Source organism: Glutamicibacter sp. M10 (assembly GCF_025452055.1).
Lineage (GTDB): Bacteria > Actinomycetota > Actinomycetes > Actinomycetales > Micrococcaceae > Glutamicibacter.
On the sequence record NZ_CP104918.1, the window covers coordinates 1,699,461 to 1,714,930 of the forward strand.

The 15,470-nt window shown below is 54.6% G+C and carries 14 protein-coding genes; 10 read left to right on the top strand and 4 right to left on the bottom strand.

The annotated features are described in order from the left end of the window. Positions 1-108 precede the first annotated feature (108 nt). The 3 genes from N6V40_RS08325 to N6V40_RS17345 form a co-directional block, all read right to left on the bottom strand. On the bottom strand, positions 109-1,251 hold the full coding sequence (locus N6V40_RS08325; RefSeq protein WP_131088724.1) for a glutamate--cysteine ligase: 1,143 nt from the start codon (positions 1,249-1,251) through the stop codon (positions 109-111). Positions 1,252-1,405: 154 nt separating this feature from the next. Beyond that, the gene (locus tag N6V40_RS17340; protein ID WP_315973798.1) at positions 1,406-2,002 is read right to left on the bottom strand and encodes a THUMP-like domain-containing protein; all 597 of its coding nucleotides are present in this window, start codon (positions 2,000-2,002) and stop codon (positions 1,406-1,408) included. Positions 2,003-2,010: 8 nt separating this feature from the next. Beyond that, the gene (locus N6V40_RS17345; RefSeq protein WP_315973799.1) at positions 2,011-2,646 is read right to left on the bottom strand and encodes a DUF8688 domain-containing protein; all 636 of its coding nucleotides are present in this window, start codon (positions 2,644-2,646) and stop codon (positions 2,011-2,013) included. A gap of 449 nt (positions 2,647-3,095) precedes the next feature. On the opposite strand from N6V40_RS17345, the gene N6V40_RS08335 reads away from it, so the two are divergent. From N6V40_RS08335 to guaB, 7 genes are all read left to right on the top strand, one after another. Then, positions 3,096-4,652, top strand: coding sequence for an amino acid permease (locus N6V40_RS08335; RefSeq protein WP_165477287.1), 1,557 nt, complete (start codon positions 3,096-3,098; stop codon positions 4,650-4,652). Between the two features lie 194 nt (positions 4,653-4,846). Then, a complete protein-coding gene (groES, locus tag N6V40_RS08340) occupies positions 4,847-5,143 on the top strand; it encodes a co-chaperone GroES (protein WP_022874060.1) in 297 nt (98 codons plus the stop codon). Between the two features lie 33 nt (positions 5,144-5,176). Continuing rightward, entirely contained in the window at positions 5,177-6,781 is a 1,605-nt protein-coding gene (gene groL / locus N6V40_RS08345) for a chaperonin GroEL (RefSeq protein ID WP_262199650.1), read from the top strand. A gap of 206 nt (positions 6,782-6,987) precedes the next feature. Then, positions 6,988-7,422 (top strand): hypothetical protein, encoded by a 435-nt coding sequence (locus N6V40_RS08350; RefSeq protein WP_262199651.1) that lies wholly within the window; start codon positions 6,988-6,990, stop codon positions 7,420-7,422. Positions 7,423-7,724: 302 nt separating this feature from the next. Beyond that, a complete protein-coding gene (locus N6V40_RS08355; protein WP_262199783.1) occupies positions 7,725-7,976 on the top strand; it encodes a hypothetical protein in 252 nt (83 codons plus the stop codon). Then, on the top strand, positions 7,943-9,817 hold the full coding sequence (locus N6V40_RS08360) for an acyltransferase family protein (RefSeq protein ID WP_396268636.1): 1,875 nt from the start codon (positions 7,943-7,945) through the stop codon (positions 9,815-9,817). Before N6V40_RS08355 ends, N6V40_RS08360 begins: the two co-directional genes overlap by 34 nt. Positions 9,818-9,938: 121 nt before the next feature. After that, a complete protein-coding gene (gene guaB / locus N6V40_RS08365) occupies positions 9,939-11,444 on the top strand; it encodes an IMP dehydrogenase (protein WP_262199652.1) in 1,506 nt (501 codons plus the stop codon). Positions 11,445-11,597: 153 nt separating this feature from the next. Here the strand turns inward: guaB and N6V40_RS08370 are convergent, their stop codons facing one another. Next, on the bottom strand, positions 11,598-12,158 hold the full coding sequence (locus tag N6V40_RS08370; protein ID WP_262199653.1) for a hypothetical protein: 561 nt from the start codon (positions 12,156-12,158) through the stop codon (positions 11,598-11,600). Between the two features lie 848 nt (positions 12,159-13,006). Between N6V40_RS08370 and N6V40_RS08375 the strand changes: the two genes are divergently transcribed. The 3 genes from N6V40_RS08375 (at position 13,007) to N6V40_RS08385 (ending at position 15,464) form a co-directional block, all read left to right on the top strand. After that, positions 13,007-14,050, top strand: a complete 1,044-nt coding sequence (locus N6V40_RS08375; protein WP_262199654.1) for a LacI family DNA-binding transcriptional regulator — start codon at positions 13,007-13,009, stop codon at positions 14,048-14,050. Between the two features lie 92 nt (positions 14,051-14,142). Continuing rightward, on the top strand, positions 14,143-15,243 hold the full coding sequence (locus N6V40_RS08380) for an MFS transporter (RefSeq protein WP_262199655.1): 1,101 nt from the start codon (positions 14,143-14,145) through the stop codon (positions 15,241-15,243). A 32-nt stretch (positions 15,244-15,275) separates the two neighbouring features. After that, complete coding sequence (locus N6V40_RS08385; RefSeq protein ID WP_262199656.1) at positions 15,276-15,464, top strand: hypothetical protein; 189 nt, start codon at positions 15,276-15,278, stop codon at positions 15,462-15,464. The last annotated feature ends 6 nt before the right edge of the window (positions 15,465-15,470 follow it).

Below are 15,470 nucleotides of genomic sequence, written 5' to 3' on the forward strand. Positions count from 1 at the left end.
CTACCGGATGTCGGCGCCGCTTCGGATAGAAACAAACAGTGCCTCATGAAATCTCGAAATTTCGAAATCTCATGAGGCACCGTTCTAGATGTTTTCTATCGAAGGTTCTTAGACCGACTTCATTCGTGCAACGTTGTCGCGCACAACAGCCTTGAAATCCCCACCGGAAGCGGCAAAGACTTTACGCTGACGCTGGTACTCGGCACCAGCCTCGATGAGACGAATGATGCCTTGAAGTTCCTCTGAACAGCCCAGCTGTTCGGCCACGGGAGCAAGGCGCTTGACTTCTGCACGCAAGTGGTCAGTCACCAACATTTCATCACCCTGAGCATTCAGGATGATGATGGCGTCCAAACCATAGCGGGCTGCGCGCCACTTGTTCTCAACGCGGAACCACGCAGGCATGATTGGGATCTTGTAGCCAGCTTCAATTGACATTGACATGTCGTGAACCAGGCACTGGGTCAAAGCGGTAATTGCCGCAATGTCATCTAGTGAGCTCAAGCCGTCGCAGATGCGCATTTCAACGGTGCCAAAGCGAGGCACTGGGCGTACGTCCCAGCGGATTTCTGAGACATCATCAATCACGCCGGTATGCAGCATGTCTGCGATATGTGCTTCGTATTCAGACCATGAATTGAAGTGGAAAGGGATGCCGGCGGCCGGAAGCTGCTGGAACATTAGTGAACGCTGGGAGGCGTAGCCGGTGTCTTCTCCACCCCAGTATGGGCTGGAAGCACTCAGCGCCTGGAAATGTGGCTGGTAATTGATCAAGCCATCGGTGATAGGCAAGGCCTTATCTCGGCTATCCAAACCAACGTGAACGTGTACACCGTAGATCACCATTTGGCGGCCCCACCACTGGGTGCGGTCAATCAGCTTGGCGTAGCGGTCTTTGTCGGTGACCGGCTGCAACGTTGGTGCTGCGAACGGGTGGGAGCCTGCGCAGTACAGATCTACTCCGTGGTCTCCGGCAACGTCATTGAGCATTCGCACGTTGGTGCGAAGTTCCTCAGCAGCACTGGCCACTGTCTTGTGCACACCGGTGACTACCTCAACGGTATTCATCAGCAACTCTGGCTTGACCGTTGGGTGCTCATCTTCATGGCTCAGACCAGCATCTTTCTTGAGCTGGTCAAGGACATCTTCAGCTACCGAGCACAAGTCCGCGTCTTCGCGATCGACTAGAGCAATTTCCCATTCAACACCAATGGTGGATTGGGCGGATTTGGCGAACTCGATTTTCTGCACGGTGCTCCTTGTGATGACTACTCGGGCGGATCACTCCGGAGCCGAACAAACAGGACAGGAGATTCACCGAAAATCGTTGTTTCTCCATACCCATTCTATATATTGCAACTCGTCGGTTGGGATAGCGAACCGATGGGAGGTGCATCACCTCAGATTAGTGAGGTGATACTTCGAAAGCTACACGCTTATCTCCAATACGTGCCAGCATCAGCGTTGCTCGGTTCTTCGCGCCCTTGGGTGCGCCGGCCAGAAGAATCTTGCGTAGCTCTTCTGGCGTTGCATCAACTCCGCGCTTTTTGATGTCCAAGGTGCCAATGCCATTGGCCTTGACCCAGCTACGCAGTTTCTTCACGTTGTAGTCGTGAACTGCTAGCACTTCATAACCACGAGCAAAGGGAGTGGAGATCTTATCTTCATGCGTGAAGTAGGCAATGTGCTCATCAAGCAGATGCCCTCCGGTGCTTTCCAAAAGCTTTGAAATCAGATGAGAACGGATCACCGCACCATCGGGTTCATAGATGTGCGCAGCCAGTTCACCAACTTCAGCTAACTTGTCATCTTTGTCCGCCACAGGGCTCGTCAATTCATGAGCGCCATCTTTGTCGATGACCAGAGCAGCGCGAGCCACGTTCTCACGCTTGAGTTTGCCAAACCAGAGGCACGCTTCAATGACTGATCCGTGATCAGAAATCCACACAGATTCTGCATTCGCAGGAATGGCATCGTGGGGCAGGCCTGGGCCAAGCTTCACGCCAACATCTAGTCCGGAATCAACCAGTTTCTCAACAAAAGACAGGGAGGGGAGAAGGCCTCTGGGTCAAAGAGTCTGCGGGTACTACCGGCGACATCGGTTCGGCGTGCCGGATCAAGCCAGACTCCGTCAATTCCAGTCAGGTCTGTTTCCTCAGCTCCACCGTGCACAACCTTGGCATTCTCAAATGGCATCAGGTTCAACGTGGTTGCTGCCGCGGTGGTTTCATCTTTTTCTACCGCGGTGACCTGCAGTCCGGCACTTGCCAGTGCAATCGAGTCAGTACCAATACCGCAGCCGAGGTCAGCCACGTGGGTTGCGCCAGCCTTGGTGAAGCGTTGGGCATGTAGCCCGGCGATGGTCAGCCGGGTGGCCTGTTCCAGACCGGCCGGAGTGAAAATCAACGAGTCAGCAAAAGGGCCAAACTTGACGCGGGCTTTGTAACGAAGCTCGGACTGGGCAATGACCGCACGAACCACTTCTGGTGCGTGCCCGTCCTTGCGCAGTTTTTCATTCAGGGTCCACGCTGCATCCTTGGAAGAGACCATGGATGGATCAATGGTGGAAAGCAATTGCCAGCCTTCTGCAGAAAGCAGAGCGGCGAATTGTTCGTTGAGCGTTGAGTCGTTAGAAGCCTGAGCCATGTCTCAAGCCTAGCGTTGATAGTTTGCTTGTTTTGTCTAGAAGCCTGTTGCCTCCAGTTGGGCGATGTGACCTATGTGACACTACGGCGTCATATTCAGATTCTCTTGATGGTCTTGAAGGTCGGTGCAATCGGGTGCTGCCCACGCCTCGGGAGAGATCGGAGTCAGGGCATTTGGGTTCAAACTGTGAAGCGTGATTCTTGGCTGGCTAAGCGAAGCTGTTTCATGGAGTGCCATTTGTTTAGAAAGCGTAATGCTTTGTTGCATCCTTCAAATGTTTCTGGCGGGTAGAGCTTTGGCTGATTTAGAGTCAGTCGTTCGAGTTAGCGAGCTGCGAAGCCAGATTGCTCGTGTTGCGCGATAAAGGCGAAGTGCATAGAGGAAAACTGAAGTGACTCAGGTCGCATTCGGTCATGGTTTGGTGTTCCATGGCACCTGTGAAGAAATCTATGCAGCGAACGACAACGACGTCGAGCAATCAATTGCCAACAAGTGTCGGGGACCTGAACGACCCTGCGCCACTGGCTCAAAACCAACTCAAGCGCGGCATGAGTAGTCGCCACCTACAGATGATTGCCATCGGTGGGTCTATCGGTACCGGCTTGTTTGTCGCCTCGGGTGGAACCATCGCGGAGGCTGGACCTGGCGGCGCTTTGGTGGCCTATGCGGCAGTCGGCCTGATGGTCTACCTGTTGATGCAATCACTGGGGGAGATGACTGCCAAGCTCCCGGTGGCTGGTTCCTTTCAAACCTTCGCTACCCGATTTGTTTCACCCTCGTTCGGCTTCGCCATTGGCTGGAACTACTGGTTCAACTGGGCCATCACCGTTGCTGCTGAACTTGTAGCCGCCGGCATCGTCATGAGCTTCTGGTTGCCCGATGTTCCGGGCTGGATTTGGGCTGCAGTATTCCTCGTGGCGCTAACGGCACTAAACGCGCTCTCGGCCAAAGCTTTCGGCGAAGGTGAGTTCTGGTTGGCCATGATCAAAGTTGCCACCGTGGTAGCTTTCTTGGCTGCTGGCGTGTTGATGATCTTCGGAGTGCTCGGAACGCAAAGTGACCCACTGGCCAACTGGAGGGAAGGCAAAGAAGTCTTCCATGGTGGTTGGCTGTCCATTCTTTCAGTATTCATGATTGCCGGTTTCTCTTTCCAAGGCACCGAGCTGGTGGGTGTTGCTGCCGGTGAAGCTAAGGACCCCCGCCGAGAAGTTCCCAAAGCAATCCGCCGAGTCTTCTGGCGCATCATGCTCTTCTACATCGGTGCCATCTTCATCATCGGTTGCCTCATTCCTTTTGCTGACCCCAGCCTGTTGGCCAGCGGTGAAGCGGATGTTGCTTCCTCACCTTTTACTTTGGTCTTTGAACGCGCAGGCATTGCCTTTGCTGCGGCAGCAATGAACGCAGTGATTCTTACAGCGATTCTCTCTGCCGGGAACTCCGGTCTTTATGCCTCTACCCGCATGCTCTACTCCATGGCCCATGACGGAAAGGCTCCCAAGATTTTTGGACGCACCAATTCCCGCGGTGTTCCGATTATCGCTCTGATGGCTACGGCAGCGGTGGGTCTGTTTGGGTTCCTGACCGCACTGGTAGGGCAGGGTGCCGCCTACACCTGGTTGCTCAACGTCTCCGGACTATGCGGATTTATTGTCTGGGTAGGCATCGCCGCATCACACTACCGCTTCCGGCGCGGCTATTTGGCGCAGGGCTATAGCGTCAAAGATCTTCCGTACCGTGCACCATTGTTCCCCTTGGGTCCTATCGTGGCGTTCATAATGCTTATTGCCGTGATTGTTGGACAGAACTATCAGGCGGTATTAGCCGGTCATGGCCTGGAAGTACTGTCCGCCTACATTGGTCTGCCACTATTCCTCGGGCTGTGGTTGGGGCACCGGTTGGTCACTAAGTCAAAGATGGTCACCCTTGAACAGATCGATCTTTCGGCTCCGGAGGACATCGAAGAGTCGGCTGCTGTGCGCTCTGCGCGAACCGGTGTGACGAACTAAGGGCATTCGTTAGCACTCGCCTTGACCGAGTGCTAAAGCACGTCCTAAAGTCAGTGTTGGAAGTTCTGCACACTTTATTGGGTGTGGAACCACCGCCTGACTGGATACCACCAACTGGCACCGCGACGACGGTTGGTCCAATGCCATAGGGCGCACCCCTACCACCATTGGTTCGTACACGAAAAGGAGAGACCATGTCTGTCTCCATCAAGCCGCTCGAAGACCGCATTGTCATCAAGCAGGTCGAAGCCGTAACCACCACCGCTTCGGGCCTTGTTATCCCTGATTCCGCTAAGGAAAAGCCACAGGAAGGCACCGTTGTTGCAGTAGGCCCCGGCCGCATTGACGACAAGGGTAACCGCGTTCCTGTAGACGTTGCTGAAGGCGACGTAGTTCTGTACTCGAAGTACGGCGGAACCGAGGTCAAGGTCGGCAACGAAGAGTACCTCGTACTCTCGGCTCGCGACGTACTGGCAGTTGTCGTAAAGTAACGCCACCCTCTCTAAAGTTTCAGGAGAAAATGCATGGCTAAGCAGCTAGCATTCAACGAGGAAGCGCGACGCGCACTCGAAGCGGGCATTGATAAGCTCGCGAACACGGTGAAGGTTACCCTCGGCCCACGCGGTCGTAACGTGGTGCTTGCCAAGACCTGGGGCGCCCCGACCATCACCAATGACGGTGTCACCATTGCGCGTGAGATCGATCTTGAAGATCCATATGAAAACCTTGGCGCACAGCTGGCCAAGGAAGTAGCCACCAAGACCAATGACGTAGCAGGCGACGGTACCACCACCGCCACCGTGCTCGCTCAGGCACTGGTTAAGGAAGGCCTGAAGAACGTAGCTGCAGGTGCTGCACCAGGTGATGTCCGTAAGGGCATCGAGCTGGCCACCGAGGTTGTTTCGCAGGCACTGGCTGCTAACGCAGTAGAGGTAGCGGATAAGGTTGCCAACGTTGCTTCCATCTCCGCTCAGTCCGATGAAATCGGCGAACTGCTTGCTGAGGCTTTCAAGACTGTTGGCACCGATGGTGTCATCACCATTGAAGAGTCCTCCACCACCGCTACCGAATTGGTAGTGACCGAGGGGATGCAGTTCGACAAGGGCTACCTCTCGCCACAGTTCATCACCGACCAGGAGCGCCAGGAAGTTGTTCTGGAAGACGCCCTGATCTTGATCAACCCTGCCAAGATCTCCACCGTGGCTGAATTCCTGCCACTGCTGGAAAAGGTTTTGGAAACCAAGAAGCCACTGCTGATCATCGCCGAGGACGTTGAGGGTGAAGCCCTTTCCACCCTGGTGGTCAACAAGCTGCGTGGCCTGCTGAACGTGGTAGCCGTCAAGGCTCCAGGCTTCGGCGACCGCCGCAAGGCAATGATGCAGGATCTGGCTATCCTTACCGGTTCCCAGGTTGTCTCGCCAGAACTGGGCTTGTCCCTAGATCAGGTAGGCACCGAGGTTCTTGGTTCCGCACGCCGCGTGACCATCACCAAGGATTCCACCACCATCGTTGATGGTGCCGGAACCGATGAAGATGTTGCTGAGCGTGTAGCCCAGCTGAAGGCTGAGCTGAACCGCACCGATTCGGAGTGGGACCGCGAAAAGCTTTCCGAGCGTCTGGCCAAGTTGGCTGGCGGCATCGGCGTCATCAAGGTGGGCGCATCCACCGAGGTTGAGCTCAAGGAACGCAAGCACCGCATCGAGGACGCAGTGTCCTCTACCCGTGCCGCCCTTGAAGAAGGCATCGTTGCCGGTGGCGGTACCGCCCTGGTTGACGCTCTGACTGCTCTTGATACCGATAGCTCCATTGTTGGCCTTGAAGGTGACGTTGCAGCTGGTGTGGCCATCGTGCGCCGTGCACTGGTTCAGCCAATGTTCTGGATCGCTACCAATGCCGGCTTCGACGGTTCAGTAGTTGTTTCCAAGGTGGCAGAGTCTCCAGCTAATGAGGGCTTCAACGCCAAGACTGGCGTTTACGAGAACCTGATCAACGCAGGTGTCATTGACCCAGTCAAGGTCACCCGTTCGGCACTGCGTAACGCAGCATCGATCGCAGCACTCGTGCTGACCACCGAAACCCTGGTAGCCGAGAAGGCCACCGAGGTTGAGGAAGACGCACACAGCCACTAAGTCATTGACTAGGCTTTGAAGCCGCCGTCGGATCAAGTTCTTACTTGTTCCGGCGGCGGCTTCTTTTGCTGTTCTAGCAATGAGAACATACGTATTGATTTGGAGCTCGCTACCGTTTTTATCAGTTTCGAGTTCAACTAACAGGAAGAAGACCAAGAAGAATGCGCATTCATTGGCTGAAAAGGCTGACCACAAAGCAAAGACGCATGGTGAACGAAGAGCTTCGTTCGTTGGGGCAAGCAGACGTGGCAGATGGAATTGAAGAATACTTAGCGACAAACGAGTACATGACTTCAGATTTTTCCGGTTCTTCAGGTGCGATTTCGGGACTTTTAAGTGGCATTTCGATTATCGTCGGCATCTGGTTTGTCGACGCCATTTCACTCGGACCCAAGATATATGTCGTTGCTTTCGCTGGAATGATCGTTAGCGTGTCCCTGATCGCCATGTACAAGCACGGCGTTCACGATGCTACTCGACTAGCCACCGTGGCGATCATCCAAGAACGGGCATCCCGTCATGAAGGCAGCGGTGCTGGCAGATCTAGCCTCGATTCCATGAATTGGTTCATGACCGGAACGGCAGCAACGGCATCCGCGGCATTGACGTATCTAATTGTTGGAAGACGTAGAGCTAAGTAAGATACGTTTCTATCAGTCCGAGCTGTTTCAGTGACAGCCATTTTCTTGATGTTGGTTGTACTGATCAGTAGTGATACACGTCAAAGTGCCGTGTTCACAGGGAATTTGACGGTTCCATCGCTCAGCTAACCTTGCGCAAGTCAGCTCAATACAAGCTCTGCATTTATTCCGTGATCAGCGTTCAAGGGCCTTTCAACCTGTGTGGGGAACACAGCGTCGATTGATAGGCTCAATAGTTGTCTGACGTGTCAAGAAGATCAAACACCGAAGTCATGCCCGAGTCCCCGACGGAAGCATAGCTTGTGACTACCGCCCTCAAACAGCCCCGGAAAAGCACAAAAGGTGCAAACTTCCGGGTCGACTTACAGGGTCTTCGAGCCTTAGCCGTATTGCTGGTGATGTCCTATCACATATGGTTCTCCAAGGTCTCCGGGGGAGTCGACATCTTCTTGATGCTCTCCGCTTTTTCCTCACCTCATCCACCGCTCGCAGAATTTCTCGCGGTGAACGCACGCCACTCATTACTGGATGGCTGCACCGGTTCTCCAGACTAATCCCGCAAGCTGCGACGGTGATCATCAGCGTTATCGTTGCCGCCTGGATCATCTTGCCCAGTAGCCGCTGGGTGGAGCTCATCGATCAGTCCAGAGCATCAATGCTCTACAAACAGAACTGGTATCTGGCTAATCATCAGGTCGATTACTACGCGTTCAACACAGACTCAGCCTCACCGCTACAGCACTTCTGGTCCTTATCCGTTCAGGGACAAATCTTCATTCTCTGGCCCATAGTCTTGGCCTTCAGTGCACTGATCTGGAAGCTGTTCTCCAAGCGTTTCAACTTCGCGTGGGTTGCCGGAACGCTCTTCGGATTGATCTTCATTGGATCTCTCGCGTTTTCCATCAACATCACTGCCACTAACCAGCAGGTTGCCTACTTCCACACCGGCGCACGCCTTTGGGAATTTGCTCTCGGTTCCTTGTTCGCCCTGACCTTGCCCTGGCTGAACACCCTGCCAGAGAAGATCCGCCGAGTTGCCGGCTGGGTAGGAATGCTCACCATCATTGGCAGCGGAGCCGTGCTGGATGTCCAAGGTCAGTTCCCGGGCTTCATGGCTTTGGTCCCAACGCTAGGCGCCGCGATGATTATCGCTGCCCCTGCACCTCGCAACTGGGCCAACCCATCAGGGTTCTTGTCCATGAAGCCATTGGTGAAGCTCGGCGACCTGTCCTACGGCATGTACCTGTGGCACTGGCCAATGCTGGTCTTCTACCTAGAAGCCTCCGGCAAGGAGCACGCTTCCTTCCTTGACGGAACGGTACTGATCATTTCTGCCATCGCGGCTTCATGGGTCACCACCAACTTTGTTGAGAAGCCGGCGGTCAATTGGCAAAACAACTTCAGCTTCCCGCACTGGGTACCGCAGACAGGTATCAGGGTCCTCGGCCAGGTGGCAGTGGTGGCCATTGGACTGGGCATCGTCAACCTCTCCGTGACCGCGTGGACCAACAATGTGGCTCACCGAAGTGCCGTCGCCGCCACCCAAAGCGTTGCCGACAACCCCGGAGCCACCGCAACCGAGGACTGGGATCCTTCACCTGCCGCATTGACGTTGCCTTTGGCCACCGAGCTGGAAGATGAATGGCAGTCTCCAGGTAGCTCCTGCGCCGGGTCCAACAGCCCTCACGATGAGCGCATCATGTTCTGCGAACAGGGTGGAAACTTTGATGGTTCTCCAGATGTGGTGTTGCTGGGGGATTCGCACATGCAGCACTGGTCCGAGGCCGCCGCTTCTGCAATTGAAGAATCCGGTGGAAGCTGGGTAATGGTATTCCACCCCGGATGTCGTTATGGCTCAGAAGCGGACCGCTCAGAAGCTGAATGCGCTGACTTCCAAGATGCAGCCCAAAAATATGTCACTGAGCTGAAACCCAAAATGGTGATGACCACGGCCACCAAGACCGTGGCCGACACAGCCGATGATGGCCGTACGCCGGGGCAGCAGGAAACCATGGTGGACCACTACGCCGAAGCTATCCAGCCATTCCTCAATGTAGGCAGCAAGGTCATCGCCATGCGCGATACCCCGCGCTACACCTACTCCATAGCCGAATGCGTTGATAATCATGCCAAGCACCCTGAAGCCTGTGACGGATCGGCTTCTGAAGCATTAGCTCAGACGAACCCGGTTCAAGGTTTCTTGGCGGATCATGATTATGGCAAGCAAGTTGTCTCATTAGATATGACCGGCTTGCTCTGCCCTGATGGGGTCTGCAAAGCTGTGATCGGTAATGTTTCAACGTACTTAGATGATTCACATCTATCCAAGACGTTTGTTGTTAGTGCCAAGCGCCAATTTGCTGATGCCTTCACCAAGGCCACCGGCTGGCAATAAGTCCTATCGGAGACCTGTTAACGCATGAGCTTGGACACAGAGTCCCGTACGGGAATAACGCTAGCGCCAAAAGGGCTCTACCATTTAACCAACCTCCGCATCCGCTCCGAAAGGTTCCTACGTGACTGAGTTCAACCCCTTTGCCTTTGAAGGACTCACCTACGACGACGTATTGCTGTTGCCTGGCCCGACGGATGTAATCCCTTCGGACGCTGACACCACCACGCGATTCACCAAGCGCATCAACATTGCAGTGCCAATCAGCTCCGCTGCAATGGACACCGTCACCGAAGCCCCAATGGCTATCGCACTGGCACGCCAGGGCGGCATCGGCGTGATCCACCGCAACCTCTCCATTGAGGCCCAGGCCAAGCAGGTTGACCAGGTAAAGCGTAGCGAGTCGGGCATGATCACCGACCCAGTCACCGTGCACCCGGGCGCCACCTTGGCTGAATGGGATGAGCTGTGCGCACAGTACCGCGTCTCCGGTCTGCCAGTAGTTGATGAGAACCGTAAGCTGCTGGGCATCATCACCAACCGCGACACCCGCTTTGTTCCTCGCGAACAGTTCATGACCACCAAGGTCTACGAAGTCATGACCGGCATGCCACTGGTGACCGCTCAGGAAGGCGTAGCCCCTGAAAAGGTTATCGAGCTGCTTTCCAAGAACCGTATCGAGAAGCTTCCGCTGATTGATGATGATGGCAAGCTGACCGGTTTGATCACCGTCAAGGACTTCGACAAGGCCGAGCAGTACCCACTGGCCACCAAGGACGACGAAGGTCGTTTGCGCGTAGCAGCAGCCGTTGGCTTCTTCGGTGAAGGCTACGAGCGCGCCATGACCTTGATTGACGCTGGCGTTGACGCCCTGGTGGTTGACACCGCTAATGGTCACTCCCAGGGTGTTCTGGAAATGATTGCTCGCCTGAAGAAGGATCCTGCTGCTGCCCACGTAGATGTGATCGGTGGACAGGCCGCAACCCGCGAGGGTGCTCAGGCAATTATCGATGCCGGCGCTGACGCCATCAAGGTTGGCGTGGGCCCAGGCTCGATCTGCACCACCCGTATTGTTGCCGGTGTTGGCGTACCGCAGGTTACCGCGATCTACGAAGCAGCTAAGGCTGCTATCCCAGCTGGTGTGCCACTGATCGCTGATGGCGGTTTGCAGCACTCGGGCGATATCGGCAAGGCACTGGTTGCCGGCGCTGACTCGGTGATGCTCGGCTCGCTGCTGGCAGGTACCGCAGAGTCGCCTGGTGACCTCGTCTTCATGAGCGGCAAGCAGTTCAAGGCTTACCGTGGCATGGGCTCGCTGGGCGCCATGGAAACCCGAGGCAAGAACACCTCGTACTCCAAGGATCGTTACTTCCAGGCGGATGCACCTTCCAACGAGAAGCTGATCCCTGAGGGCATTGAAGGTCAGGTTCCTTACCGCGGCCCATTGTCCGCAGTGGTTCACCAGCTCACCGGTGGCCTGCGCCAGACCATGTTCTACGTCGGTGGCCGAACCATTCCAGCACTGAAGGAGCGCGGCAAGTTTGTTCGCATCACCTCCGCTGGTCTGAAGGAGTCGCACCCGCACGACATCATGATGACCGTTGAAGCCCCGAACTACCGTTCACGCTAAACTCATCTGAAAATTTCCCGTCCGGGATGACGCTCAAGCGTTGTTCTGGGCGGGATTTTTCGTTTCAGAAGTAAGGGATTTCCACAGAGGACTTGTTGCATTGTCCGTACCGCGGCTCTCCTAATTCCTTGGATGATTAGCCTTGTTCACTGGTCAGTTCCAGCTGTCTCCTCGTTCCTTCTTTTCAAAGTATTTCTTCTTTGTGTTCTCACGAGCTTGCGACGTGATTCGGTCTATGTCGTCAGAGAAATGTTCTTTGGACATCGTCTTGAAATCATCAAACATCCTCTGTTCTTCTTCTGGAGACAAACCAGGAATCCAACTCTTTGTGAGGAGAATTTCTGCTGCATTGAGAACTGCAACAAGCGCCAGGAGTAGTGTTGCGGCTGCTATGTCATTGGTGATTCCGAAGGTCGCAACAAAAGTAATGAGCAAGGCGGCTGAGAACGGCAGGAGAACATACGCGAGTCCTCCCGGTTGGGTCCGGTTTCGCTGTTTGACTATCGGCCGTTCAATGACAGCGCTCATGAATTCTGCGATGAGGTAGGAGCAGAATAGGGCAACTGCCAATTGCCCGAGCGCGGTATCAAGTTTGAAAACTAGAGTGCATAACCAGGCGAGCAAGAATGCCAGCACGGCTTTGACGGCCCCAGTCATGAGATGGCCACTGATTGATTGGCTGAGTGAGGGGAATCTAGTCTGTTCTGTTGGCACACTTCACCCTATCTTTTCGCATGGTTTCCTAGAAGCAGGCCGCGACAACTCCATTGAGTCCAAGGGCCGCCTTTACCAGTTCCGCAGCTGCTGGACCCATCTGTGCCGCGAACTGTCCGCTTCGAATGGCCGACCATATGCCGGATACGCTCTTGAAGATTGCTTTGGCCTCTTTGAACCAGCCGATGATTTTTCCAATTGAAATGCCGTCCTTCGCACCCTGGAATATGATCCACAATTCCCTAGCGCGCTAAATACTTAAGTGGGAGAATAAAAGAGCACTCCAGAAATGGGGCGTCGTGGGATTAGGTGGCACCAAGTCCCTCGTAGCCATCTCTCAGAGGTGCGGAGCCCAGTGCGGTTACACCGAGCTCAGCGGCCGTATGGAGAACCACTTAGAGGACCTCAATAATGAGCCTCAAGAGGGCCACGATAAGTCTTGAAACACTGGTGAGCGTTGGACTTTCGTGGCCTTCAGCTTGCAATGGCAAGGCCTGAGGCACTTCTTCTGCTTCTTCATGGGTCATCACTCAAATCAACGGATCCTTTTCAGAACCACCAGTCGGGTACGCGGGCTGAACTTACCCGCGTTTGAAATTGAGCTGATTAGTTACCGGACCACCCCAACGACGTGCTGAATTAGTCTTCTACTAGCGCTCACTAGCTTAAGTAGTCTTAAGTGCCTCACGCTTGGTTGCAATCAACGGTGAACAATTCGCGCGCAACAGCGTCTTAGGTCGGCGGAAGGCGTTCAGAACTACTTAAGGTTGTTTAACGCATTTTCATGAATTGTAATGGTGATCACAGGAAGTATTGAGAACCACTTAATTCACCAATGGAGGTGCGCGTTGACTATTCAGTCGCAGTTGTCGCTTCGGCCTTCGCGCGTCTCCGCTGCCGCCGTCGCTCGTACCGCTGGCGTTTCTGCTGCCACGGTCAGTTACATCATGAATGGACGGCCCGGTGCTTCTGCAGAAACGCGAAGGCACGTACTGAAGGTGGCCGGTGAATTGGGCTACCGCCCACACAACACCGGCGAAGGCCACGATCCGTTGCTTACCAGGGTTGTCGGGTTGGTTCTGCCCAACATCGTGAACCAGATGTATACGTACTGGTCTCAGCACATCATCAATGCGACCACGGCTGCGGGCTTTGATGTCTTTGTTGCAACAACTGGTGATGATCCGGAAGCACTTGCGCAAGTTGCAGAGACACTGGCCGCTCGAAACGTGGACGGCGTGATCATTGCGGCGGCAATACGGGAAGACTCTCGCTCGTTGAGAACTTTTCGCCAGAAAAGGATTCCATACGTTTGCCTGTCCCGCAGTTCTGAGCATCTACCCGGCGATTTTGTCGGCATAGATGATGACAGTGCTGCGGAGGAGCTGATGACTCACGTGCTAGATCATGGCTACACCGAAGTAGCTACGATCATTGGTCCGCGAACTTCGACCGCTTCGCAAACCCGCGAGCACGCCTTCGTTAGAGTCGCTGGTTCTCGGGGAGTCCGAATAACGGGGGAGCGCCGAATTAGCACCAAACTTAGTTCGGAAGGCGGGCAGGTCGCCGCGAAACGATTATTCGATTCAGGCAACTCGCCACGCGCAATCGTTTGCGGCTCAGATGAAATTGCCCTGGGCGTCATGGAACATGCGCTTTCTCGCGGATTGAAAATACCGCAGGACGTCGCTGTTGTGGGCTCGGATGGGCTTAAGCGAAGCCGATCAAAACTCATCGGACTGACAACGATTGTTCAACCAGTTCAAGAGATGGCGGAAAAGTCCTTCGAGCTCCTGTTGGAGCAGATCGTCGAACCTCGAAAGACCTATAAACAAATCATTTGTGGTCACGGCCTGCACATTGGCGTGACTTGTGGCTGTACCAGCGAATAGCATCCGCCAGCCAGATCCATTCATCGCGTCAAATTCATTGAATAGGCCCACGGGCCATTAATTGTCATGCTCTCATGCAGAAGGAATGTCTCATGCAGACTACAAAATCCACTTCGAACATGCGCTCACCAGAGGTGCTCAACAAGGTAATTTTCCGGCGCATCATGCCGTTGCTCATCGCCGCGTATGTCATCGCATTCATCGATCGAACCAACATTGGTATGGCTAAAGATCGCATGGAAATTGACCTTGGAATATCCGCTACCGCCTATGGAATCGGTGCCGGTCTGTTCTTCCTGACCTACGCACTTTCCGAGATCCCTTCAAACCTGATCATGCATAAGGTCGGCGCCCGTTTTTGGATCATGAGAATCATGATCACCTGGGGCATACTCTCCGCATGCATGTCGCTTGTCCAAGGCGAATGGACCTTCTACATCTTGCGCATGCTACTTGGCATCGCTGAGGCAGGACTTTTCCCGGGCGTCATTTACTTCATCACCCAGTGGTTCATGGTCAAGGACCGTGCTCGCGCTAATGGGCTGTTCTTGCTTGGCGTGGCACTTGCAAATGTTATCGGTGCTCCGCTGGGCGGGCTGCTGCTGACTCTAGATGGCCTTGGCGGTCTGCACGGTTGGCAGTGGATGTTTATTATCGAGGGAATCCCTGCTTGCTTCTTGGCTATCGCGGTCTGGAAACTTCTTCCAAACAAACCAACCGAGGCAAAATTCCTGAGCAGGGCTGAGGCCGAAGATCTTGAAGCCCGTATTGCGGCTGAAGAGACCGCAGGCGCGAAGGCAGCCGGTAATTCCAAACTGATTCACGTACTCAAGGACAAGCAGATCCTCCTAGTCGTAGCGATCTACTTTGCCCATCAAATCGCGGTCTATGCCTTGAGCTTCTTCCTGCCTTCAATCATTGGCACCTACGGCGAACTATCTTCTATTCAGATCGGTCTGCTGACTGCCATCCCTTGGTTCTTCTCAGCAATCGGCGCACTACTGATACCTCGTCTAGCAACCAATGGATCACGCTCACGAGCCATAGCCGGTGCAAGCATGGTCGGCATCGTTGCAGGTTTCACCCTCGGTGCACTAGGTGGTCCTGTTCTGGGATTGATCGGATTCTCCCTGGCAGCGTTCAACTTCTTTGCACTTCAGCCGATCCTCTTCACGTACCCGCTACGCGACTGACTGGTGCGGCTCTTGCGGGAGGCATTGCATTTGTGAACACCATCGGTCTCTTCGGCGGATTCCTCGGCCCTTACGTCATGGGACTCCTAGAGGAAATCACAGGCAACAAGATGTCCGGGCTGTGGTTCATTGTCGCCATGTGCGTCATGGGAGCGTTGCTGACTTTGAAATTACGCAGAGGCACAGAAGACCCTTCCGCAGCCAACGGTTCCGGCCACTAAAACGAC